Origin of the sequence: Myroides fluvii (assembly GCF_009792295.1) — a bacterium.
GTDB lineage: Bacteria > Bacteroidota > Bacteroidia > Flavobacteriales > Flavobacteriaceae > Flavobacterium > Flavobacterium fluvii_A.
In genome coordinates this window covers 2695757-2714535 of record NZ_CP039934.1, presented here as the reverse complement: position 1 = coordinate 2714535, position 18779 = coordinate 2695757, and the positions used below count along the sequence as shown (strand labels likewise).

Annotated in this window: 19 protein-coding genes and 1 tRNA gene; 10 read left to right on the top strand and 10 right to left on the bottom strand. The window is 34.9% G+C overall.

Annotated elements, in window-relative coordinates:
- The first annotated feature begins 102 nt into the window (after positions 1-102).
- The 5 genes from FBR08_RS12235 to FBR08_RS12215 all read left to right on the top strand — a co-directional run bounded on the left by FBR08_RS12235 (position 103) and on the right by FBR08_RS12215 (position 4660).
- Complete coding sequence (locus FBR08_RS12235; RefSeq protein ID WP_158962972.1) at positions 103-636, top strand: AAA family ATPase; 534 nt, start codon at positions 103-105, stop codon at positions 634-636.
- A gap of 74 nt (positions 637-710) precedes the next feature.
- Complete coding sequence (locus FBR08_RS12230) at positions 711-2615, top strand: RecQ family ATP-dependent DNA helicase (RefSeq protein WP_158962971.1); 1905 nt, start codon at positions 711-713, stop codon at positions 2613-2615.
- Positions 2615-3565 (top strand): methionyl-tRNA formyltransferase, encoded by a 951-nt coding sequence (fmt, locus tag FBR08_RS12225; RefSeq protein WP_158962970.1) that lies wholly within the window; start codon positions 2615-2617, stop codon positions 3563-3565. Before FBR08_RS12230 ends, fmt begins: the two co-directional genes overlap by 1 nt.
- A 155-nt stretch (positions 3566-3720) precedes the next feature.
- Positions 3721-3996, top strand: coding sequence for an HU family DNA-binding protein (locus FBR08_RS12220; protein WP_002986040.1), 276 nt, complete (start codon positions 3721-3723; stop codon positions 3994-3996).
- 100 nt (positions 3997-4096) lie between these two features.
- Positions 4097-4660, top strand: a complete 564-nt coding sequence (locus FBR08_RS12215) for a YqgE/AlgH family protein (RefSeq protein ID WP_158962969.1) — start codon at positions 4097-4099, stop codon at positions 4658-4660.
- On the opposite strand, the gene FBR08_RS12210 is transcribed toward FBR08_RS12215, so the two are convergent.
- The 3 genes from FBR08_RS12210 to FBR08_RS12200 form a co-directional block, all read right to left on the bottom strand.
- Positions 4617-4841 (bottom strand): hypothetical protein, encoded by a 225-nt coding sequence (locus tag FBR08_RS12210; RefSeq protein WP_158962968.1) that lies wholly within the window; start codon positions 4839-4841, stop codon positions 4617-4619. The genes FBR08_RS12215 and FBR08_RS12210 overlap by 44 nt on opposite strands.
- A gap of 237 nt (positions 4842-5078) precedes the next feature.
- On the bottom strand, positions 5079-5924 hold the full coding sequence (locus FBR08_RS12205) for an aminotransferase class IV (RefSeq protein ID WP_158962967.1): 846 nt from the start codon (positions 5922-5924) through the stop codon (positions 5079-5081).
- Positions 5925-5978: 54 nt separating this feature from the next.
- The gene (locus FBR08_RS12200) at positions 5979-6365 is read right to left on the bottom strand and encodes an START-like domain-containing protein (protein WP_158962966.1); all 387 of its coding nucleotides are present in this window, start codon (positions 6363-6365) and stop codon (positions 5979-5981) included.
- A 147-nt stretch (positions 6366-6512) separates the two neighbouring features.
- On the opposite strand from FBR08_RS12200, the gene FBR08_RS12195 reads away from it, so the two are divergent.
- Both FBR08_RS12195 and FBR08_RS12190 read left to right on the top strand, forming a co-directional pair.
- Positions 6513-6586 (top strand) — tRNA-Met (locus tag FBR08_RS12195).
- A gap of 132 nt (positions 6587-6718) precedes the next feature.
- The gene (locus FBR08_RS12190; RefSeq protein ID WP_233266107.1) at positions 6719-9661 is read left to right on the top strand and encodes a DEAD/DEAH box helicase; all 2943 of its coding nucleotides are present in this window, start codon (positions 6719-6721) and stop codon (positions 9659-9661) included.
- A 170-nt stretch (positions 9662-9831) separates the two neighbouring features.
- On the opposite strand, the gene FBR08_RS12185 is transcribed toward FBR08_RS12190, so the two are convergent.
- The 7 genes from FBR08_RS12185 to FBR08_RS12160 form a co-directional block, all read right to left on the bottom strand.
- On the bottom strand, positions 9832-10410 hold the full coding sequence (locus tag FBR08_RS12185) for a YdeI/OmpD-associated family protein (RefSeq protein ID WP_158962965.1): 579 nt from the start codon (positions 10408-10410) through the stop codon (positions 9832-9834).
- On the bottom strand, positions 10403-10924 hold the full coding sequence (locus tag FBR08_RS16765; protein ID WP_199268597.1) for an alpha/beta fold hydrolase: 522 nt from the start codon (positions 10922-10924) through the stop codon (positions 10403-10405). The genes FBR08_RS12185 and FBR08_RS16765 overlap by 8 nt, the downstream gene beginning before the upstream one ends.
- 75 nt (positions 10925-10999) lie before the next feature.
- The gene (locus FBR08_RS16760; protein WP_199268596.1) at positions 11000-11353 is read right to left on the bottom strand and encodes an alpha/beta fold hydrolase; all 354 of its coding nucleotides are present in this window, start codon (positions 11351-11353) and stop codon (positions 11000-11002) included.
- A gap of 291 nt (positions 11354-11644) precedes the next feature.
- On the bottom strand, positions 11645-13279 hold the full coding sequence (locus FBR08_RS12175) for a WG repeat-containing protein (protein ID WP_158962964.1): 1635 nt from the start codon (positions 13277-13279) through the stop codon (positions 11645-11647).
- Positions 13280-13630: 351 nt separating this feature from the next.
- Complete coding sequence (locus FBR08_RS12170; RefSeq protein WP_158962963.1) at positions 13631-14446, bottom strand: hypothetical protein; 816 nt, start codon at positions 14444-14446, stop codon at positions 13631-13633.
- 139 nt (positions 14447-14585) lie between these two features.
- Positions 14586-15317, bottom strand: coding sequence for a hypothetical protein (locus FBR08_RS12165; protein ID WP_158962962.1), 732 nt, complete (start codon positions 15315-15317; stop codon positions 14586-14588).
- Between the two features lie 53 nt (positions 15318-15370).
- The gene (locus tag FBR08_RS12160) at positions 15371-15781 is read right to left on the bottom strand and encodes an acyl-CoA thioesterase (RefSeq protein ID WP_158962961.1); all 411 of its coding nucleotides are present in this window, start codon (positions 15779-15781) and stop codon (positions 15371-15373) included.
- A gap of 187 nt (positions 15782-15968) precedes the next feature.
- On the opposite strand from FBR08_RS12160, the gene dnaA reads away from it, so the two are divergent.
- The 3 genes from dnaA to FBR08_RS12145 all read left to right on the top strand — a co-directional run bounded on the left by dnaA (position 15969) and on the right by FBR08_RS12145 (position 18693).
- A complete protein-coding gene (dnaA, locus tag FBR08_RS12155) occupies positions 15969-17408 on the top strand; it encodes a chromosomal replication initiator protein DnaA (RefSeq protein ID WP_158962960.1) in 1440 nt (479 codons plus the stop codon).
- Positions 17408-17866: a low molecular weight protein-tyrosine-phosphatase gene (locus tag FBR08_RS12150; protein ID WP_158962959.1), complete on the top strand. Its 459-nt coding sequence runs from the start codon at positions 17408-17410 to the stop codon at positions 17864-17866. The genes dnaA and FBR08_RS12150 overlap by 1 nt, the downstream gene beginning before the upstream one ends.
- Positions 17867-17970: 104 nt before the next feature.
- Entirely contained in the window at positions 17971-18693 is a 723-nt protein-coding gene (locus FBR08_RS12145) for an SAM-dependent methyltransferase (RefSeq protein WP_158962958.1), read from the top strand.
- The last annotated feature ends 86 nt before the right edge of the window (positions 18694-18779 follow it).

Here is an 18779-nt window from a genome sequence, read left to right as displayed (position 1 = left end):
CCATATCCCATTTTAACCTTATCTTACCATAAAGAATTTGAGAAAAGGCGTACTATCCCGACTTTTTATCTTACTTTTGCCCCTTCTTTATTTTTAGGTGGAATGAATACAAAACTCGTTTTAATAATCGGTGGCCCAGGATCTGGTAAAACAACTATAATCAATGAATTAATTACAAAAGGTTATACGTGTTATCCTGAAATATCGAGAGAAGTTACTCAAAAGGCGCAAGAAAAAGGAATTGATCAGCTTTTTTTAGCAGAACCTCTACTATTTAGTCAACTTTTACTAGAGGGTAGAATTGATCAACATAAAAGTGCGGCTGAAGAAGATGCCTCTATTGTCTTTATTGACCGTGGGATTCCAGACGTACTGGCGTATATGCATTACAAAGGAGATACGTATCCAGAAAGCTTTGACCTTGCGTGCAAGAACCATTTGTATCATCAAATTTTTCTACTACCACCTTGGGAGAACATCTACATTAGTGATGAACAACGCTATGAATCGTTTGAACAAGCCAATTTAATTCATCGTTATTTGGTAGATACCTACAAAAGTTATGGGTATGATTTAATAGAAGTTCCAAGGGAAACCATCGCCAAAAGAGTAGAATTTATCTTAGAAAGAGTATAATATAAAAAAGGATTGTTGTAGCAATCCTTTTTACATTTTTGACTACCTTAGTCAAAAGCAAAACTTCCATTTCAATGACTAAAAAGCCGATCGATTTACTTCAACACTACTGGAAACACAATTCTTTTCGTGAACCACAAGAAGCTATTATCGAGTCTGTTTTACAAGGAAAAGACACCTTTGCTTTACTGCCAACTGGTGGCGGAAAAAGCATTTGCTTTCAGATTCCCGCGTTACTTCTTCCTGGTACCTGTTTGGTCATTTCTCCTTTGGTTGCCTTGATGCAAGATCAGGTCAATAATTTAAGTGTTTTAGGGATTAAAGCGGCAGCTATTATTGGTGGCACATCCCTAACGGATATCGATGCTATACTAGATAACTGTCTTTATGGAGCGTATAAATTACTGTATATCTCTCCTGAGCGCTTAGAGCAAACGTGGCTATTGGAGCGCATTGAAAATTTAAAAATCAGTCTAATTGCTGTAGATGAAGCGCATTGTATTTCTCAATGGGGGCACGATTTTCGCCCGGCCTATCTCAAGATTAACCAATTGCGTAAACTATTTCCCCATGCTCCTGTTATTGCTTTAACAGGATCTGCCAATGAACGCGTTATTGACGACATTTGCACCAATTTAGAGCTACGTGATGTTGCGCTCTTCAAGAAGAGTTTTTACCGCAGCAACTTAATCTACGGGGTATACCAAGTAGAAAACAAAGAAATTATCGTCGAGCGGATTCTCCAAAAGAATCCCTCCCCTGCCATTATTTATGTCCGCAGTAGAAAAGAGACTCAAGTCTTAGCCCAACAATTAAATCAAAAGAACTTCAAAGCAAATTTTTTTCACGGGGGACTTAATACTTTTGAGAAAAAGAAACGCTTAGCGGATTGGGTTGCTGAGAAAACACCTATCATGGTAGCTACCAATGCCTTTGGAATGGGAATTGACAAGAAGAATGTTCGCAATGTCATTCACTTACAACTTCCAGAAAACCTAGAAAACTACTACCAAGAAGCAGGACGAGCAGGGCGAGATGAGGCCAGAGCTTTTGCTTCTTTACTCCTTGCTCCCAACGAACCTAAAACTGTTGAAGAATGGTCTAAAGACAATCTCTTTGATAAAAGTTTTTTAAAACTCGTTTACCGCAAACTCAACAATTATTTGAGTATTAGCTTAGGTGAAGGTTATAATACCTCCTATTCTTTTAGTTTCAATCAGTTTTGTGTACACTATAAATTTCCCTATACTTTAACCTATAATGCGCTGCAATTTTTAGATCGCCAGGGCATTTGCAAATTGACCCCCAATTCCAACAACAAGACACAAGTTCAATTTACTGTTAGCAGCAGCGAATTATTGGATTACGTCTACGACAATGAACGACAAGAAAATATATTACTGCAGATTATTCGTCACTACCCCGGTATACACGAATATCAGACCCCTATTAATTTGGCCTATATCAGCGAACAAGCAGCCGAAGAGATCACCTATATACAAGAATGCCTACAACTCTGGCATCAAGAAGAACTTTGTGTCTTTACCCCTGAGGAACACGACTTAGAAATCACCTTTCTCGAAGCTTGGGAAGAGGATAAAACAATCTACAGGACCTTTCCTTTTTTGGAGCAACAAAACAATCTTAAACTTGAACAATATCGCGCTATTTACTTTTACGCACAAAATGACGATATTTGTAAGAATAAAGTTATTTTACATTATTTCAATGAAACTTTAGTGCGAAATTGCGGGAGTTGTTCCACTTGCTTACAAGCCAATCAAAACAAACCTGCTGATGATTTCACAGCGCTTCGGGAAAAACTAATTTTATACTTACAACGTAAACAAGCTGCTTCTGCCAATGAGATGCAATCCGATTTACCTTTTGAGATGCAAGATATAATCATTATTTTACAACAACTATCTGAGCAACAGAAAATTAAATTAAATAACAAAAATCAATATATTTTACTATAATGAAAGACTTACGTATCATATTTATGGGAACCCCTGATTTTGCAGTTGGAATTCTCGATGCGATGTATCAACATAACTTCAATATTGTTGCTGTAATTACAGCACCCGATCGACCAGCTGGAAGAGGTCAAAAACTAAAGTATTCTGCAGTAAAAGAGTATGCCTTAGCGAAAGAACTCCCCCTTTTGCAACCCACCAATTTAAAAGACGAAGCTTTTTTGGAAGAATTAGCTTCTTATCAAGCGAATTTACAAGTGGTGGTTGCATTCAGAATGTTGCCTGCTGCCGTATGGCAAATGCCTGCTTTAGGGACATTTAATCTACATGCCTCTTTATTGCCAGATTACAGAGGTGCTGCCCCTATTAACTGGGCGATTATCAATGGAGAAACCACAACGGGAGTTACCACCTTCTTCATTGATGAAAAAATTGACACTGGAGCTATTATTCTGAAAAAAGAAACAGCTATTGGCGCAAAAGAAACAGCAGGTGAGCTTCATGATCGTCTGATGGTTTTAGGTGCTGAAACCGTGGTTGAAACGCTAGAATTAATTCAAAAAGGAGACGTAAAAGTAGTTCATCAGCCCGCTGAAGATACCAAAACTGCTTATAAATTAAACCGTGATAATTGCAAAATTGACTTTTCAAAGACAGGATTCGAAATTGAACAGTTAATCCGAGGTCTAAGCCCTTATCCAGCAGCATGGTGTAGGTTAGAAGACCGTGCTATACCACAAGAATGGGACATCAAAATACACGAAGCGCATTTCGAAAAAGAAGAACACCATTTACCTATAGGTCAATTAGTTACAACCAAAAAAACCATTAAAATTGCAGTCTTAAATGGCTTCCTAAATCTGGTCAAATTACAGCTACCAGGCAAGAAAATGATGCTTGTAAATGAAGTATTAAATGGACAAAAATTTAGCGAAAACACTATCGTTTTATAACTCATTCCCCTTCAAAGGAATACTTCATATAGAACCTTAACACAAAAAAAGATATTGCCTTGCGTTTTTTTTTTATAAAAAGCTTGTTTTATAACTTTATAACCCTAAATTTGTAATAAGAACGTTAATAAAGTTAACCTTTAAAAAAAATTATTATGAACAAAACAGAATTAATTGATGCTATCGCAAAGGATGCAGAAATCAGTAAAGTTGCAGCTAAAAAAGCTTTAGAATCTTTCTTATCTAACGTTGAATCTACATTAGCTAAAGGAGACAAAATTTCATTGGTAGGTTTCGGTTCATGGTCAGTATCTGAGAGAGCGGCTAGAGAAGGAAGAAATCCTCAAACTGGAAAAACAATCAAAATTGCTGCTAAAAAAGTAGTTAAATTTAAAGCTGGATCTGAATTAGAAGGATCTGTAAACAAGTAGTTACTGACTTTGTTTATGTAATATAAACAGATCAAAATAGTAAAAATTTGAAAAAGTCTTATTATATTGTATAATGAGACTTTTTTTATGCCTTATTGTTATGACAAAACACGAGATTAATAAAGGAGATTATTTAGTTGCACTTCCTTCTGCATACAACCCAACAGATATAGAATTCAATCAATCAGTCATTCTGTTAACAGATCACAACATTGATGGCTGTATGGGTTTTATCTTAAATAAACCTACCCCCTATTTGTTGAGCGAATTAGTACCAGAAAGCAATGGTGCTTTCACTGTTTATCACGGAGGTCCTGTTGAATCAGATCGCTTATTTTGCATTCACAAATGCCCTGATCTCATTCCAGATAGCATTGCAATCACTGATCAACTGTATTGGGGTGGCGATTTTAATGCTATTTTCAACCACATTGAAATGGGACTGCTCACCCATCTGGACGTGCGTTTCTTCATGGGATATTCTGGCTGGGACAACGGACAATTAGAAATGGAATTATCCGATCAACATTGGGTAAAAACCCCTTCTCTTCCCTTCAATCTATTTGAACAAGCTACAAAATCGTACTGGAAAAAAGCCTTGCAAACGCTAGGTAAGGACTTTAGTATTTGGTCCAATGCCCCTGAAAATCCGAATTTGAATTAGTTGATTGTTGATTGTTGATTGTTGATTGTTGATTGTTGATTGTTGATGGTTGATGGTTGATGGTTGATGGTTGATGATGGTTGATGATGGTTGATGATGGTTGATGATGGTTGATGGTTGATAGTTGATGGTTGAAATCTTCTGAGTTGACAAATTGTTCTCTAATCGAAAGAGTTGACAAAAAACAACAAACAACAAAGCAAAATAGTTATCAGTTATCGATTATCAGTTATCGGTAGAGATCTTCTAAAGATTGAGAATTTCTACAACAAACAACCCACAACAAACAACCCACAACAAGCAACCCACAACAAACAACCCACAACAAACAAAAAAAACCACTCCTACAAAGGAATGGTTCTCTAGTATTGATTATCTTCTGTTAACCGTTAACCGTAAACAGTTAACGATCTCCCACCTACATCAATCGAATTTTCGCATTCAAGCGATCTAGTAAATCTTTCGCGACTTGAGTAGTAAAGGTTTTCTTTCTGTATTTTGTAACGGGTTGTATTCCCGCGATTACGTTCGTAATAAATATCTCATCTGCTTTTTGCAATTCAAATGGAGAGATAGTCCCTTCTTCTAACGTATAATCAGGGTGTTTTCCGATGAGTTCTATGATCTGCTTACGCATTACGCCCTTAATACATCCTTCGTCCAATGAAGGGGTTTTAATTGTGTTTTGACTCACCACAAATAAATTGCCATTCACCGCTTCAATGATATTTTTCTTATCATTGACCAATAAGCAGTTTTGATAGTCGTTTTCTGCTGCAAAAATACTAGCTAATACATTCACTGCACGATTGGTAGTTTTTACCGTTGACAGTAAATTAGCAGCTATATAAAAGTCTTTATACAGCTCCACTTCATACGGTTGATCCTGGAAGGGGTAAACCGCATCTTCTAGCATTTCTGCCGTTGCAATAAATCCGATTGTTTTATTCTCTTGAGGGAGGTACTTGCCTACTGCCTCACGGTAGACAGTGAAACGCACGCGAAAGGCTTTTGCTTTGGTTGCACTAGCGTCGACTGTTTTTATAATTTCTGCCTGAAAATTTTCTAGGGTAAAATGCATGGGAATTTCCATACGCATGATTCGCATGGAAGACATCAACCTAAAATAGTGGTCTTCAGCAAATAACACATTATTATCTAAGACTCTCACTGTTTCAAAAACAGCATCTCCATATAAGAAACCGCGGTTATTTTCTATCGCTAGGGCTGTAGTAGAAACAAGTTTGCCGTTAACATTAATCATAGTTCTAATTTGTGATTACTATTAACGGCAAATATAAGTTATATTTTGTGGAAATTAGGCAGAACCCAACACTTGTTTTAAATCCATGATTTGATTTTCCCACAATTGTTTTGATTCATTTATTTCGTCTGCTTCTGCAAAATCAGTTACAACGATTGTCACATCTTTTGTCAGTTCATCGCGTATTATTTTTATTTCAAAGTAATATTCCGTGTCATCTCCATCTTCATCTAACCATCTGTAACGTACTCTTTCGTCTGTTTTTCTTGTAACTACTCTTGCTTTTTCTTCCGAATCCCCCCATATAAAAGAATAAACCTCTCCTCTTGAGTTAACATTGTCAGCAAACCACTCACTTAATCCTGAGGGATCTGACACGTATTGATATAACAATTGAGGTGATGAATTTATTGAAAATTCTAATTCATATTTTTCTTTCATAGCTGTACTTAAAAAGTTATAATTCCTCGAATATAATCATATTTTTGTAATAAAAAAATATTTTTTAAGAAGCCCATCGTTTGCTTTATTTCAAAATAATAGTAACTTTGCATTCGCATTCTAGAAATAGAACAAAAACCAACAATTGGCGAGGTAGCTCAGTTGGTTAGAGCGCAGGATTCATAACCCTGAGGTCACGGGTTCAACTCCCGTCTTCGCTACTGCATAAGGACATAGTCACGTGACTATGTCCTTTTTTATTTATATACTTATGCAAATACATATCTGTAAAATATGAACCAATTAAACAGGTTTTTTTAGTAAATTTCAATACTTTATATTTTTACTAAATAATGAAACAAGATTCCCAAATAGCCATTTTAAAAAACCTCTTTCAAGGGAGAGAAGATGTATTTGCTATTCGCTGGGAAAAATCAGGCAAATCGGGATACATGCCAGCTTATCAATACGATATTTATCATTATCGTGTACACAAACTAAATGGAGGTACTTTTCAGAACTATCCACATAAGACTTATTTACCTTTTTCAGAATACGAAATCAATAAGCACCTAAATGGTGTTCAACAAATAGGTATTTATCCTTTACTACAAGATAATACCTCTCACTTCTTAGTAGCGGACTTTGACAAGCAGAATTGGAAAGAAGAGGCTGTTAGTTTTTTAAATACTTGTAAAGAGAAAGGAATATCTGCTTACTTAGAGCGTTCACGTTCTGGAAATGGAGGACATGTGTGGATCTTTTTTGACAAACCTTATCCTGCTATCAAAAGTCGAAAAATCTTCATTTCATTATTAGAACAATCGGGAGTGTTTTCAATGTTTGATAAAAGTTCAAGCTTTGATAGACTTTTTCCTAATCAAGACTTTCTTTCTGGCAAAGGCTTAGGCAATCTAATAGCTCTACCATTCTTTAAACCAGCAATGCAAAATGGTAATAGTTGTTTTATTAACCCCGATACATTTGAACCTTATGACAATCAATGGTCGTTTATAAACGAAATAACACGAGTTGAAGTGGGTATTTTAGATAACTTATCTTCTTACAAAGAACCTACGTTACAACTTGAGTCTAACAAATTAACTATTACACTCAAACAAAATATACGCATTCATAGAAACGGGTTAACACTTCCATTAATTAATTTTCTAAAAGAGGAGTTGAATTTTGCTAATGCAGATTTTTTTGTAAAAAAGAAATCAGGCAGGAATACTTTTGGTACTGAGCGTTACTTTAAATTTGTAGAAGAAAGTAAAAGTGAAGTCTTAGTCCCAAGAGGGTTTATAGGTAAACTATTGCGTTTTTGTAAGGACAATAGTATAGACTATATCTTTCATGATCAGAGAGAACAAAAAGATATTGTTCCTTATATATTTAATGCTGTTTTACGTAGTTATCAAGACAAAGCGCTTGAGGTAATATCAAAAAAAGATATAGGAGTTATTGTTTCACCCCCTGGTTCTGGTAAAACGGTAATGGGATTAAAGATTATAGCCAATAAAAAGCAACCTGCTTTAATTGTTGTTCATCGCAAACTATTATTAGAACAATGGCAAGAAAGAATTCAAGCCTTTCTTGGTATTCCGAAAAATGAAATAGGTATAATTGGTCAAGGAAAAGTTCGAATTGGTAAACAGATTACAATAGCTACCATACAAAGCTTACCTAAACAACTTGAACATATTAAAAGTATTTTTGGTACAATTTTAATAGATGAATGCCATCATGTTCCAGCCGAAACATTTCGTAATACTATTGAGAAATTAGATACATTTTATTTATATGGTCTAACAGCAACGCCTATTCGAAAAAACAATGATGACAAACTTATCTTTATTTTTCTTGGAGATATAATATCTGAAATTAATACCAATGAGATTGAAAACTTTAAACATCCTCAAATCACAGTTAGAACAACTAAATTAAATGTACCTTTCAATTCCAAAACAGATGATTTTGAAACACTTTCAAAAGTACTAATTCATGATTCTCAACGAAATCAGCTAATCTTAGAAGATATCAAAACAGAACTTTCTAAAGGAAAAAGAATAGCAATTATTACAGAACGAAAAGAACACATTGAAATACTATATCATTTCTTAAAGCACTTTTGTGAAATAGTGACATTAAGTGGAGACGATTCGGTAAGTAGTAGAAAATCTAAATGGAACACCTTACAAGAAGGCAATTTCCAAGTTTTAATTACTACTGGACAGTACTTTGGAGAAGGTACAGATCTATCAAATATAAATTCTCTCTTTTTAGTATATCCTTTTTCATTCAAAGGTAAGCTGATACAATATATTGGCCGTGTTCAACGTTCAGAAATCAGCCCAACTATCTATGATTATCGAGATATCAAGATTGATTACCTCAATAAGCTTTTTTTGAAACGAAACACTTATTATCGTCAGATTACTAAACAAATAACCTTGTTTGATGAACCATTAGAATATATACCTGTGAAACAAAACTTAGTCATAGATAAGAAAATTAAAGTAGCTATAGAAAATTTAGATTTTAGATATAGTAATATTGGATTTCAATATATTGACAAGGACAATAACCAACAGCTTGATTTTGAAATTGAAAATGAAGAATTTAGACCCGAATACGAAGTATTAAAATCTTATTTCTCTAAAGTTTTAAAATCAAAATACGTTCAAATTGACATTTATGCTGAAATAGAAAATGGTGTAATTTTGTCGCAATTAGCTACTTCAATTGATCTTGATAACATTAATAAAGAAATCATTGAGAGCGTTAAATTTTTGTTTCTCAACAAAAGTTTTATTCACCAAACTTCGACTTCTAAACAAAATATTCTTACCACTACTGAACTTCCTAAGAACCAAAATCTTTACATTGATGGAGAAAATATTCTGGAAGATCTAATAAAAGGGAGGAAATACAAACACTCACGACATATTCAATTCTTAGCTGAAAGGCATGAATATAGAACTATGAAATTGAGATTTGTATTACAGCCTTTCTCTTTTATATTTTTAATTGCTGGTGAACAAAACTATCATGTCATTTTAGAAACATTAGATACTGAAGAAGCTACTTATATTTGGCATACATCTAAAGACAAAACAGTACTAATTGAAACAATAAAATTAATCGACAAAGAGTTAAATATTATTCGTGAACAAGGAAGACAAGCATATATAGATACTACTCCAAATAGTTTTTCAAGAATTGTTCATGATTACTCTAACGATAACAAAGGGTTTACTTCTTGGAAAGATTTGTTAGAGGAACGGTTAACCTAACTAACCAATTACAACATTCCATAAAGCATAATCTAAAATATATAAGTACAATCAACTTTATTTTTACTGAAGTTTCTCCAAATCCTTAATGAAATATTTCGATATATCTTCTCCATCGGCTACAAAGACTTAATCGAAAGATTAGGTCTTTTTTTTGTTTACAAATGAAATCATCCCAATTGTGGTGGAAGCTGCTTTTGCTTCATACTTTCAACAATTTGATTGATGCGTTTCTGTTTCGTTTCTTCTCGCTTGGCAAGGACAATCCAACTTAATATTATTTTCCGCGTCGACTTACTCAAACTGAGGTAATAATCTTTTGAACCGTTATGTTGAGTGAACGCTAGTTCCAACTCTTCCGGGATAATCAATTCTTCTACCTCATCCAAAATAGTCCAAGAACCGTTTTGCTTGGCAACCGCTATACTTTCAAACCCCGCTTTCGTCATTTGGTTGTTGTCAATCAACAACTGAACAATCTCTTTATTTACTTTAGACCAAATACTCTTGGGCTTGCGCTTGCTAAAGTATTGGATAGATGAAGAATCATCTACTTTTTTTCTTGTACTGTCAATCCACCCAAAACAAAGCGCTTCATCTACTGCTTCTCGCCAACTGATTGACGGAATTTTAGATTTTTTGCTGTAATACACTAACCAGATAAATTGTTTTGATTCATGGTTCTTCTCTAACCATTGCCTCCATTCTGCTCGGCTTTGTGGATAAAAGGTTTCTATTTCTTTAAGCATGTTGTTGTTTTAACCATTTTAAAATTGCCTGAGTCGTTTCTTCTGGTTTTTCTTGTTGAATCCAGTGACCACAATCCAATCTTACAATATCCAAATTAGGAACGCTATTTTTTAGATTTTCACTTTCAGGAATTGTATCCTGCTCACCATATATCATAAGCGTTGGTTGAGGAATAATAGGCGTTATATCTGCCATGAAATGCCAGTTTCTATCAAGGTTTCTGTACCAATTTATACTTCCTGTAAAACGGGAGGATTCAAAGGCAGAAACAAATACAGCTAGTTCACTTTCCTCCATTAAAGGTTCCCCCAATGGATGTTCTGCTTGTGCAAGATCTATCATCAACATTCCAGGTGCTGATGGCGCGAGCGGTATATTTTTGCGGAATATATTGCGGAGGAACTGAGCTGCGTTTTCATTCATGATAGCATCTGCAACCCCTACTTGTCGATTGAAGTGAACAAAATAGAAATCCTCTCCAAATATTGCTTCCATAAACTCAAGCCAAGGCATTTCACCTCGCTCTTGATAAGGCAAAGCTAAGTTTATAATTTTACTTACTCGTGCTGGGTGTAATAGCGCCAGATTCTAAACGACATTTGCTCCCCAATCGTGACCAACAAAAACGGCATCTTCATATCCAAAGTGATCAAGTAATGCTACTAGGTCCCCTGTCAGGTGTGCGATATCGTATTGAGTTACTTCGGTTGGACTCGATGAGTTGCCATACCCTCTCTGATTTGGAATAATAACATGATAACCAGCTGCAACAAGGGCTGATACCTGATGACGCCAAGAAAAGGCATGTTCTGGAAAACCATGACAGAGTACAATAGGCTTTCCAACATGCTGTTTACCTGCTTCAAAAACTTCCAATTCCACACCATTGACCGAGATAAGCGTAGGTTGAGGAAAATTGATTGAGTTAATTTCGTTTATCATTTTTATTCTTTTAAAGATTAATCAATGATGCAAACTTACACCCACCTAGTGACATCCGTATGTCAGGAGTTGTAAAATTAATGTTCTCTTTCGACCTATTTTTGTAAGGTCATTTTGTGAGATTCAAACCGAATTTCAATTCCCGTATGGTACGCTTAAAAGTAAAATTGTAAAGAAAGTTTTTGCGCAAATGAAAACTTTCAATTCCTATAGGGTACGATTAGAAGTTGATTTTTGTCACTCAAGAAATTCCTTCAGAAACCAATTTCAATTCCTCTAAAAAGACATGCCCTATTTCCTCACCACAAAACGCTTTCCATCTATAGGTTGAATATGAGAATATTGAAATGGCACAAGTACAGTTCCTTTATCATTGACAACTCCGTATTTCTCGCCTTTTTTCCCAATGATTACTTCTTTAAATTGAACATTATCCTCACTCAAATCCATATCTTTTAACTCGATTCCTTTAACGGTATACTTCTTTTCAAAGTTGAAAAACTTTTCATTAAAATATCGAGGTATTTCTCTGTGTTTACAAGGAATTATCACATTCAAATGCTTATCGACAATACCCGAATTACTACATTCTAAAACCACAAAAAAATCGGTGTTTTTCTCATAAGTAGCCGTTGTTCTATTAAAGGTATCCATATAAGCAAAGCTGTAATTAGCATTGAGATTTGTTTTATGAATCTTGTGTTTTTTATATTCTGATCGATAGGTCACTTTACTCCATTCACCATGTTCTAAAAACAGTACAGAATGTGCTGAAATAGGAAATATATCTTTGTACATCACCTCCAATAACTTCTTACTTCCTTGAATGAAAAGCCCTTGTTTATCTTCCTTCGTTACAAGATAGAATACATCAAATAGCGTTGTTATATCATCGTATTCAAAATCGAGTACAACCCTTCCATCTTCAGTTATAACTCCCATTTTTCCATTTTTATTCGCTATGATCTCATTAGAAATTCCTTTTGTTAATGAATAGTATTCGAAGGGGATTTTTTGATTTCCATAAAAATCAAAAGCTCCACACAAATTAAAAATCTCTCTTTTTTTCGCATAGTTTGAAGAAACTATAAAAGGCTTTCGACATTCTTCTGTTTGTTTTACAAGATCAAAATCCATGACCTCTTCTTTTTCAGCTATTAGCTCTGGGTAAATATGTTCAACTTCATCAAATGATTTTGCTAATATTCTTGTTGAGCTGAGTGTTATGTTGCGATAAATGGGAGGCACTATTTGTACACCTTTTGCATCTAACACCCCAAGAGTTTCGCCTTCACTAATAGTAATCAACTGCTCTGATATATTATTAATTCGATCATAGGTAGGGAGTAAAATAGTATCACCTTGTTTATTTAGTATTCCACATTTTCTCCACATATCGATTGCGGCAATTAAATCATTATTTAGAGGTAACAATTCTGTGAAATTTGTGTTTGTAATTTCCCTTGTCTCTAAATTAACCATTTGTCCAAATCCATTATAAGCCATCAAGTATTGTCCGTCAAACAAATAAGGTCTGAATTTCAAATATTTAAAATCTGTAAGAGGTTCAAAAACACTAGAATTTAATCGATATAATGCTCGACCTCTTCCATTAGAAATAGCTAATAAAGGAACCTGTTCCTTATACAAACCATAATCATCCCTTACTTTTTCAATATTTCTATATTGGAAAGGAAGTTTTACCTCTTCTTTTATAGTAATAATACCTGCTAAATCAGCATAGGTGTAATCAACACTATCTCTCAGTGGCACAGCAATAAATAGGTCATCGACATAATGGCCTAAATAGAAATATTTGTTTTTTAAAATTTCTCCTTTACCAACCTCGTAAATTGTATATTCATTTTGTTGCGCAAACAACACTCCTCCCAAAAAAAGAAAAAATGCTTGTAACAATATCTTCATACCTTGTCTTTATTATGAGCAGTCGGCTATATTTCAAATCAATTCCTCCCGCATTTCCAATCACATTGATTTACAACATCAAACCATATCTCTTGTTAATTAAACAATTAAACTCAAAGTTATAATTTTCGTCCTAATTTTATATAGTGGTCATTTCCATTCCGCTTCACCTAACTACTTCCCTTTTCCTCTTTTTAGACACTAGATAGCTTCCCTGCTCCTAGAACCTGTTTTCGTCCAAGCCATATCATGATTGAGAATCATTTTGATCTATCCCAAATTCCAAGCGCTAAAAACAGAATAAAAAAGACAAGAAGATTGGTTACAAAGAGCGGCACATGATTTCCATCCCTAATTATAACGAGACGTTTGGTGTTTAAACGTTCTTTTTTTACGTTGAATCAAATCATTATCGTGCTTTGCTGTGGGCATAGTAGCCATAGGCGAATACGCAACTTCAGATGCCGTGGGATTTACAGACAAGCTCCTCGTATCTCCCTCGCTGGAATGAACAGTCCAATAGCGACGAATATCCAAAAGTCGCTTAATGATAACAAAGAGGAAGTATAAACCGTAAATCAATATAAAGATAGAAAAAGCTTCCGCTTCTTCTTCATATCCGAAGATTCGATGCTGATAAAACACAACTAGGATATACCCAAAGAGCAACATCCGCATGGGTTTAATCAGGAAATGAACGCCTTTTCTGATATGGGCGGCAGTTTGATTTCCTATAACAGTCACCCCCTGTAAAACCAATAAGACTAAAAATACAGCGATTCGAAAAGCTAAAAACGCTACAACGAGGATAGCATACGCAATAAGCAAATCTTCATACGTCAACCAAAACGAACCTCCTTCAGCATCCATTAGCACCGCTTGATCGATATCCCAAAACAAATCATAGGTAATCTCATCCAAGCGTTCTGCCGGAATAAAGACGGCATCTCCGTTCCTTTGCTCAGCAGTTACACCAACAGATACAACACCGCGTTCGTCCACTACGCGCTCAATAGGCCCAGTATACAACTTCCCTTTTACAAGTGCTTGCCCCATTTGAAGGGGAATCGCGGTTAGCGTAGATAGCCAAGCGTTTCCAATCGAAAATAGTATTAATACAATTGCAATGGGAATTATATTGATTTTTTTACCGTGGTTTACCTTCATTTCTATCTGTTTTTTATTTTCCTATTCGAGCTAAACAAAGCTAGTTTCAATATAATCAGCAAGATACCACAATAAAAATTAAGGGTATAAAAAAAGGGATGAATTACGACATTCATCCCTTGTATTTTTTTGCTCTTACTTACTCGCCTTTGATAAAAGTAAGAAACTCATCATAATACTGTGCTAAAAGAATTTGATATCCTTCGCTTTGATCTACTTTGATTTTATTTGTATCAGGTTGAGTAACAAAATAAATAACAAAAGCATCCACGTGATATTCTGGTATTCCCAAATCCTTCATCAGTTCTTCTCTTGGGTATTGCTTGTAAAAAGACATCATATTATTTTCTATCTTTTCGTATTCAATCATTTTTAAATCGCGTTTTCGCGTTCCATTCAACCGATTGATAATACCATCTATGGTGATTCCCATTTTCAAATCTTGCGTCGCCATGAAAATGCGATTATTTTTATTGTATCGCTTTTCTGCAGGTGTAAGCTTTTTGCCTCCAAAATCCATTTCACCTTCGCCAAACTCTTTTTTTACGATTACGATTTCTTCCAGTTTTTGTCCTGGTTTCACTAGTACAGGTGTAATGCGCTTGGTTTGTAAATCTCCTTCATCAATGACATATAACATCGTTGCACTATATTCACTTGAGAAACGCAACGTATCACCTAAATGAGTTTGAATTAAAAAATACCCCGTCTGATCGGATTGGGTTTTCTCTTTAGTATTTTTATTTTCAATGACAACTGGAATAATTTGTCCATTGTACAATCGAACACGCCCATCTATTAAAGTAGATCGTTGAGCATAGGAGGTCAATCCGATACACAACATACTCAATAGCGCCAATAAGTTTTTCATAGTGCACTAGTTTGTTTTGATAAAGATATAATTACTTCAAAGAATAAAAAAAATTATTCCTCAGCCATTGTATTTATTTTTTCCAAAACATAAGGAGGAGGCATAGTCGGACGACCTGATTTCATGTCGACAAACACTAACATAGAATATCCTGTTGTTAATAACTCGTTATTTTCGTTATATAATTCATAATCGAATTCTATTTTTACACCACTACATGTTTTGAATATAGTTCGAATACAAAGGTTCTCATCATATTTAGCTGGCTTTTTATAGTTCATCGTTAGCGATACAACCGGGAGCATAATTCCCAACTCCTCCATCCGCTTATAAGAGATCCCCAAGTTGCGCAACCATTCAACTCTCCCTATTTCAAAGTATTGGGCATAGTTGCCGTGATATACCACGCCCATCTGATCAGTTTCCGCATAGCGCACACGTACAGTGTGATCGAATTTTTTCATATTCTTTTTACTTTTATTTGACTAATTGAATTATAAATGTACTTACCATTTTTTTTTGAATTTTACAATGACCTAATCGTTTTTTTATCCAAAAAATTGTTCACATATTTGCCATCTGATTCGACACCGACATCAATCCAAAAAACATTCAAAAATAGTAACTGTTTTTTTAAAAATCTAACCAAAAATGCACGAATACAAAGACATGACAGCGCAATCTGCTTGGAATGCTTGTCTTGAATTCATAAAGGACAACATAGGCGAACAAGCATTCAAGACTTGGTTCATGCCTATTAAAGCCATTGAATTAACTGAAGACAAGTTATATATACAGGTGCCTAGCAAATTCTTCTATGAATGGCTAGAGGAGCACTATGTAAGCATATTGAAAGTTGCGTTGACAAAAGTGTTAGGTGGCAATGCGAAGTTACTATATAAAATTCAAATGGAAAATGTATCTGGTAACAAGCAACCATTTACAGAACAGTTACCCAGTTCACAACGAGGACCTGTAAAACCACAAGAATTAGATGTCCCAGTTCAGAATAAAAACCCAGAATTAAAAAATCCTTTCATCATACCGGGTATTCGAAATGTAAAAATTGAGTCGCAATTAAACTCTAATTATTCATTTGACAATTTCTTAGAAGGAGATGCAAACCGCTTAGCGCGTTCTGCAGGTATGGCTGTGTCTAAAAAACCAGGAGGAACTTCATTCAACCCTTTATTGATTTTTGGTGGTGTTGGATTAGGTAAAACTCACTTAGCTCATGCTATTGGTGTAGAAATTAAAGAATACTTTCCCGACAAAACAGTCCTTTATATTTCTGCGGAAGTATTTACGCAACAATATGTTGATTCAGTGCGTAAACAAACGAGAAATGATTTCATCTATTTTTATCAATTAATTGATGTATTAATTGTCGATGATATTCAATTCTTATCTGGTAAGTCTGGAACGCAAGATGTGTTTTTTCACATTTTCAACCACTTACATCAAAATGGAAAACAAGTTATCTTAACTTCAGATAAAGCACCAGTTGATATGCAAGATATTGAGCAACGCTTATTATCTCGTTTTAAATGGGGATTATCTGCAGAAATTCAAACACCTGATTTTGAAACTCGCGTTAAGATTGTTAAACATATTTTATACCGCGATGGTGTGACAATGCCAGAAAACATCATCGATTATATGGCTAAAAACGTTTCTACTAACGTTCGTGAATTAGAAGGTGCCATCATTTCACTGATTGCACAATCATCATTCAACAAACAAGAAGTAACGATTGATTTAGCTCGTCAAGTTATTGAGAAATTCATCAAGCATACGCAAAAAGAAATTTCAATTGACTACATCCAAAAAGTAGTTTCCGATTACTTTGAAATGGATATTGAAACACTGAAATCAAAAACGAGAAAACGCAATATCGTACAAGCAAGACAATTGGCTATGTTTTTTGCAAAAAAATACACCAAATCGTCTTTGGCTAATATTGGTTCTCAAATAGGAAAACGCGATCACGCTACCGTATTACACGCATGTAAAACAGTAGACAACCTATTGGAAACAGACAAGGAATTCAAGAAATTCCACGATGAAATTAACCAAAAGTTCAATATGTAATGAAAGTAAAAGTACTCATGGTATGTTTAGGAAATATCTGTAGGTCTCCTTTGGCCGAAGGTATTTTACAAGCTAAACTTCCCCAAGAAGACTTTTTAGTAGATTCTGCAGGTACTGGAAATTGGCATGTAGGTGAATTACCTGATCAACGTTCCATTGCAGTAGCTAGAAAATACGGCATTGACTTAACCACACAAAGAGCTAGACAATTTAAAAAAAGTGATTTCACTGCTTTTGATTATATTTTTGTGATGGATCAATCGAACTACAACAACGTCATTCAATTGGCTGAAAATCCAGAAGATGTACAAAAAGTTCGCTTGTTATTAGACATCACCCATCCAGGTAAAAAAGCAGAAGTTCCCGATCCGTATTACGGAGGTCCAGATGGATTTGAACATGTTTTTCAATTAGTCGATGAGGCGTGTACGCTTATCGCTCAAGATTTAAAATCTTAGTAATTTTATATAATAGATTCAAGGAGGAAATTGCATTTCTTCCTTTTATTTTTTCTAAACTGCTTTACTTACCTTTGTAGTTTAAAACACAGTTCCAAAATATTATGGATAAAGCCACTCAAACAGGAACCCTGTACATGATTCCCACAACATTGGGAGACAATGAACCCATGCAAGTACTTCCGCAAGCTGTTAAAGATACCATCAATCGATTGGATATTTTCATCGTTGAAAACGAAAAAACAGTTCGCAAATTCATCAAGCGAATTGCACCAGAAAAGAAACAATCGGAATTGATTTTATTTCCTTTAAATAAACACACGGATCCGGCTACACACAAGCAATATATACAACCACTACTAGAAGGAAAAGATGTAGGTGTAATCAGTGAAGCTGGTTGTCCGGGGATTGCTGATCCTGGTGCTACTATTGTTGAACTAGCACACAAACAAAACATCCGTGTACTGCCGTTGGTTGGTCCATCTTCCATTCTATTAGCGCTGATGGCTTCAGGAATGAATGGACAGAGTTTTGCCTTTAACGGTTACCTCCCTATTGATAAAAATGAGAAAAAAGGAGCACTAAAAACATTTGAACGCTTGTCTTTTGAGAAAAGTCAATCGCAAATTTTTATTGAAACACCTTACCGAAATAATCAATTACTCGAAGATTTAATCCAAACTTTACACCCTAATACACTCTTGTGTATCGCTTGTGATATTACGCTTGAAAGTGAATTGATACAAACGAAACCAATTTCGGCTTGGAAGCGAACAACAATTGATCTACACAAAAGACCGTGTATTTTTATTTTGCATAAAAATTAATTGGAAAGAAGAAAGAGGAGAGAAGAAAGCACACCCTTTCTGCTCTCCTCTCTACCTCACTGAGTTTATATTTGGTTTTGGAGTTC

Coding starts and splice junctions, on each gene's coding strand:
- FBR08_RS12215 (WP_158962969.1), top strand. CDS start 4,097: ATGACAAAACACGAGATTAATAAAGGAGATTATTTAGTTGCACTTCCT.
- FBR08_RS12160 (WP_158962961.1), bottom strand. CDS start 15,781: ATGAAAAAATTCGATCACACTGTACGTGTGCGCTATGCGGAAACTGAT.
- FBR08_RS12185 (WP_158962965.1), bottom strand. CDS start 10,410: ATGCTTAAAGAAATAGAAACCTTTTATCCACAAAGCCGAGCAGAATGG.
- FBR08_RS12205 (WP_158962967.1), bottom strand. CDS start 5,924: ATGATTAATGTTAACGGCAAACTTGTTTCTACTACAGCCCTAGCGATA.
- FBR08_RS12170 (WP_158962963.1), bottom strand. CDS start 14,446: ATGAAGGTAAACCACGGTAAAAAAATCAATATAATTCCCATTGCAATT.
- FBR08_RS12220 (WP_002986040.1), top strand. CDS start 3,721: ATGAACAAAACAGAATTAATTGATGCTATCGCAAAGGATGCAGAAATC.
- fmt (WP_158962970.1), top strand. CDS start 2,615: ATGAAAGACTTACGTATCATATTTATGGGAACCCCTGATTTTGCAGTT.
- FBR08_RS12200 (WP_158962966.1), bottom strand. CDS start 6,365: ATGAAAGAAAAATATGAATTAGAATTTTCAATAAATTCATCACCTCAA.
- FBR08_RS12165 (WP_158962962.1), bottom strand. CDS start 15,317: ATGAAAAACTTATTGGCGCTATTGAGTATGTTGTGTATCGGATTGACC.
- FBR08_RS12190 (WP_233266107.1), top strand. CDS start 6,719: ATGAAACAAGATTCCCAAATAGCCATTTTAAAAAACCTCTTTCAAGGG.
- FBR08_RS12230 (WP_158962971.1), top strand. CDS start 711: ATGACTAAAAAGCCGATCGATTTACTTCAACACTACTGGAAACACAAT.
- FBR08_RS12145 (WP_158962958.1), top strand. CDS start 17,971: ATGGATAAAGCCACTCAAACAGGAACCCTGTACATGATTCCCACAACA.
- dnaA (WP_158962960.1), top strand. CDS start 15,969: ATGCACGAATACAAAGACATGACAGCGCAATCTGCTTGGAATGCTTGT.
- FBR08_RS12150 (WP_158962959.1), top strand. CDS start 17,408: ATGAAAGTAAAAGTACTCATGGTATGTTTAGGAAATATCTGTAGGTCT.
- FBR08_RS16760 (WP_199268596.1), bottom strand. CDS start 11,353: ATGATAAACGAAATTAACTCAATCAATTTTCCTCAACCTACGCTTATC.
- FBR08_RS12175 (WP_158962964.1), bottom strand. CDS start 13,279: ATGAAGATATTGTTACAAGCATTTTTTCTTTTTTTGGGAGGAGTGTTG.
- FBR08_RS16765 (WP_199268597.1), bottom strand. CDS start 10,924: ATGCCTTGGCTTGAGTTTATGGAAGCAATATTTGGAGAGGATTTCTAT.
- FBR08_RS12235 (WP_158962972.1), top strand. CDS start 103: ATGAATACAAAACTCGTTTTAATAATCGGTGGCCCAGGATCTGGTAAA.